The 4820-nt window shown below is 32.0% G+C and carries 3 protein-coding genes and 1 pseudogene; all 4 read left to right on the top strand.

Annotated elements, in window-relative coordinates:
• The coding region (locus tag AWW73_RS11410; protein WP_062849702.1) for a BapA/Bap/LapF family large adhesin at positions 1 to 2094 on the top strand (2094 nt) is incomplete at its 5' end.
• Positions 2095 to 2208: 114 nt separating this feature from the next.
• A complete protein-coding gene (locus tag AWW73_RS11405) occupies positions 2209 to 3867 on the top strand; it encodes a hypothetical protein (RefSeq protein WP_062849701.1) in 1659 nt (552 codons plus the stop codon).
• A gap of 3 nt (positions 3868 to 3870) precedes the next feature.
• On the top strand, positions 3871 to 4596 hold the full coding sequence (locus AWW73_RS11400) for a CatB-related O-acetyltransferase (protein ID WP_062849700.1): 726 nt from the start codon (positions 3871 to 3873) through the stop codon (positions 4594 to 4596).
• Between the two features lie 3 nt (positions 4597 to 4599).
• Positions 4600 to 4820, top strand: a pseudogene (locus tag AWW73_RS11395) (serine hydrolase); the annotation flags it as partial.

Here is a 4820-nt window from a genome sequence, read left to right as displayed (position 1 = left end):
TCGGATTCTGACAGCGACTCAGACTCTGACAGCGACTCAGACTTGGTTGCGAATGACGACTTGGCAACGCTCGATGCCAATATTGATCCAACAACAAGCGCTGTACCTACACAATCTAAGACGTCTGTAGTTCTACCTTCTTATGATGGTTTGATTCTGGACTGGACATGGGCTTCGAACAATGCGTTGCAAGTAGAAGTTCCTCAAGGAACATTGCAAGACTTTGAGGTAAATATCAGTGGATTATATGCTGGTGTGGGTGTTGTTAGTTTAGGCCTCGATGTTCTTCGTCTAAATGAAAACACAGGAGAATATGAGCTTTATGAGCATATTCCAAATGCCGGAACTGCTTTTGCAGCACTTGTAGGGTTCTATACAGGTGGCACCACGATTAATGATTTACCTGAAGGTCAATATGCCATTGTCATGACAAATGACCAAGGGCTTAACTTTACAGGTTTAGGCTTCCCAACTTTAACCATTCCATCAGGTGGCGTAGCAACTGATTATGGTGAGGTTGTTGTAAGTGGCAACGTTATTGTTCCTGAAGGTCCAGGGGATGTAGCGGATGTCGATCCTGAAGGTCAGCCACTAGTCGTTACACAAGTAATTTCTGAGACTGGTAATACGTTAACAGTGGATCAATCTGTTAATGACTTCCAAAAAATAGAAGGTGCTTATGGTGACCTCTATATTGATAAGGATGGGAATTATGAATACATCCGAAATCCGGAAATTCCTAACTCAGTAGGTAAAGTTGATACGTTTACTTATACAATTCAAGATGTTGATGGAAATACAGCGACAGCTAATCTCAATATCCGAATTGATAGTTCTCAAGTAGACATTAACTGGCCAACTGACCCTACTTTGGATGGTACAGTTGATTTAGTTGCTACTAATGATATCAATGGCGCTCAAGTAGATTACACAAACTTTGTTGAAACAAAATCAGCAGATCTTGGTTCAATGACGGCTTCGGTTACTCGTACTGGTAGCTTATTTGGTGGTTATACTTATACGCGTAATCCTGGTACAGATACTTCAGATGTTGTTACCGTAGATCCAAATGCTTCTGCTGTTTTATCTATCAAAGTTACTACAACTGATTCATCTGGCGCTAATAATGATACCTTCGGTTATAGCGTACAAAAATTGGTAGGCGGTAGCTGGCAAACTGTATATGTTTCACCAACTACAACTTATAGCCATCCATTCCTAGGTGGATCGAATGCTACGATCATTGATAATAGTTATTCAATACCTGCAGATAGTGTGGCGACACAATGGCGTGTAGTGTATACAAGTACTGAAAGCAATGAGTCATTCCTTGTTAATGGTACTAATACGACTACGGTACAAACCTCAGTTCAACCAACATTGACACATTACGATGTATTTACTGCTTCTGGAGAATTTACTCCAGCAACAGGTAACATAATTACAGATGATAGTGGTAATGGTACTGATGTGACAGGTGGTGTGGGTACCAAGTTGTTTGTAGAAAATGCAGCTGGCGTATTTGTTGAAGCTACTGGTCAAACTTTGGTTTACAGTAATGGAACATTAAATATTGCTGCTAATGGTACATATACCTTTACTCCAAATGCCACCGCAGATGGAAGCCAAGCTACAAGTTTCAATTATAAACTTATAGCTGCGAATGGCGATGAAAGTAATGTAGCTACATTAACAATTAACTTGGGTAGACATTATGAAACGGGTACTGGAAATGATTTAATTTCTGGTACATCAGGAAATGATGTTTATACAACTGGTACTGGTGCAGATACAGTTATATTCAACCTTCTAAATGCTACAGATTCTACAGGTGGAAATGGTTCAGATACCTGGAGTGATTTTAATAAAGCAGAAGGAGATAAAATCGATATAAGTACTTTATTATCAGGTCAGTCTGTTAATAATACAAATATTGGTCAATATGTAACTGCTACTCAAGTAGGTGCGGATACAGTAATTAGTATAGATAGAGATGGAAGTGGAATATCTTATAATTCTACAGAAATCTTAACTCTTAAAAATACTACTACTACGATTGATGAACTACTGCAAAATAGTCAAATATTATTTTAATTTGATTATTTGAAAAAAGAGGATCTACGGATCCTCTTTTTTTATTTTGTTAAATAATTTTGAAATTAAATATGATATGTTATAATAACTTAAAAGATTTTTTAAAGTGATAATATGGAAATTAATACCTATAGTAAATTTGAGGAATTCAAAAAAAAATTAAAAGATTGGTTGTTAATTCAATTAAAAAACCATTCTGAAAGTGAGGGAGGTATATGTGTTTTCTTATCTGTTGGAAATGAGAAAAAACGCTGTGAAGTATGGAATACTTTTGATGAAAATATTAATACTGTATTAAAGAGAATATATTCTTTTCTAGATAATTTATATTCTAAAAATAGAGGAATACCTGAGTTTTTTAAAATAGATCTTGCATATAATATCAGTGAAGAGAGCTGGGAAGATGTTGAGTTTTTTATTTTAAATCAAGAGCATAATAATCATTATAGAAAAGGTATCAGCTTTGATGGAAAGTTTAATCTATGTTTTTTAGAACAAGAAATATATGGTAAAGCTATTATAAAAGGTATTTCATTTGATAAACCTAATTTTTTTGATGAAAAGAATCTTAATGATGCGATAAAAGCAAAATATAAAAATATTACTAAGTATTTTAAATTAGATGATATAAAAAAAGTGTGGGTTTTTGACACTATAGCTGCTTTTTATGAAAAGGGGATGTTTATTGATTTGCAGACTGTAGGTGTAGCAAATGGAATAAGATGTCATTCTAAAATTAATAAGGCTGAGATCAAAGAGATTATTATTAATAATGCCGAGTTTTTGTATAATCAAATTATGGATGATGGGCGATTTGTTTATGGTTATTTTCCAGCTTATGATAGAGAAATTAAAAGTTATAATACGGTCAGACATTGTACATCTCTATATGCATTATTAGAAACATTGGAAGTAGATTTTAATAAGAAATATTTAGATAAAATTGAAAAATCTATGGAGTATGCTTTCGAAAAATTTTATAAAATTGTAGAAGAAAAAGGATTTATGATTGATGGGGAAAAAGATTTAGAAATAAAATTAGGGTCAAATGCAACTACAATATTTATGCTTGCTAAATATCAAGAAGTAACTGGTAAAGATAAGTATCTCAAATATGCTGAAATGCTAGCAAAAGGGATACAATATATGATTGATGAAAATGGACAAACTAGTCATATTTTAAATTACCCATCATTAAGTGTAAAAGAAAAATTCAGAATTGTATATTATGATGGTGAAGCTGCGTTAGGGCTTTTACGCTTATATCAAATTAATAAAAACAAAGATTTATTGGATACTGTTAAGCTAATGTTTGATAACTTTATTATAAAGAAATATGATAAATATCATGATCATTGGCTAAGTTATTGTACAAATGAATTAACAAAAATATGCCCTGAAGAAAAATACTTTAGATTTGGAATGAATAATTATCTCAATCATATGAGTTTTATTAAAAATAGAAAAACTGCTTATGCAACTTTTTTAGAAATGATGATGTCGGCATATAAAATGGTTTTATATATGCGAGATAATGGTTATGAAGAATTATTTAATGAGGCAAAGTTTGATGAGTTAAAGGAGTTAATTAAATATAGAGTTGAGTTCCAACGTTCTACAGGATTTTTTTACCCTGAATTAGCAATGTATATGGCTAGGCCAGATAAAATTAAAAATGCATTCTTTGTTAGACATGATCGTTTTAGAGCACGAATAGATGATCAAGAGCATAATTTATCGGGGTTAGTAGCTTTTTATAACTATTTTGAATGACATATGAAAAGACAATATATAGAGCTAAAAGAAACTATGAGTAAAAATAATATATTTTTTACTCGTAATGGTAACGTAAGGTTTCTTGACAAAGATTACATTAATTTTCTCGAAAAAGTAGAAATTGAACCTTTTTGTGCATTTTTAGTTGGTAACAATATTTGGAGTATGGGAGCATTTTCTTATAGTTGGTCTCTATTGCCAATTACTACTAAAGTAGGTCGGTATTGTTCAATAGCAGAGGGAGTGAGAGTACTTGGGTTAAGGCATCCTCACGAATGGCTTACAACTTCAGCAACAACATACGATCGAAATTTTATAATTTATCAAAAATATTTAGAAATTAATAATATGGATCAAAATGCCCGAAGATTACCCAATAATCCTGAACTAAAAACACTAAATATTGGACATGATGTTTGGATAGGGGCAAGGGCATTATTAAAGCCAACTATAAGCATTGGAAATGGTGCTGTAATTGCAGCAAATTCTGTAGTTACAAAGGATGTACCACCATATGCTATTGTGGGAGGGAATCCTGCAAAAATTATAAAATATAGATTTGATGAAGATACTATTAATCAACTATTAAAATCAGCCTGGTGGGAATATGGTTTTTCAGATATTCAGAAACTAGAAATAGATGATATTCAAAATTTTTTGATTGAATTTGATTTGCAAAAAAGTAATTTTAAAAAATTAAAATTAGAAAAATTAATAGTGGAGTAAAGTATGAGCACTATTACAAACTTGGATGCTAGATTAACAGGATTAACCGAATTTAATTCAATAATGAAAAAGATTGAGAGAATTTCGGCTAAATCATTATCAATCTCTATTATTGATCAGATGCATAGTATTGAAGTGTATTCTAAGAATACAAATATAAAGATTGTACCTGGTTCAGTTGTAAAATTATTAACATTATTTTTAGTATTTGATTTAAATATTTC

It is taken from the genome of Acinetobacter lactucae (genome assembly GCF_001605885.1).
Lineage (GTDB): Bacteria > Pseudomonadota > Gammaproteobacteria > Pseudomonadales > Moraxellaceae > Acinetobacter > Acinetobacter lactucae.
The sequence above is the reverse complement of the archived record's forward strand: the minus strand, read 5'-3'. Positions and strand labels throughout refer to the sequence as shown.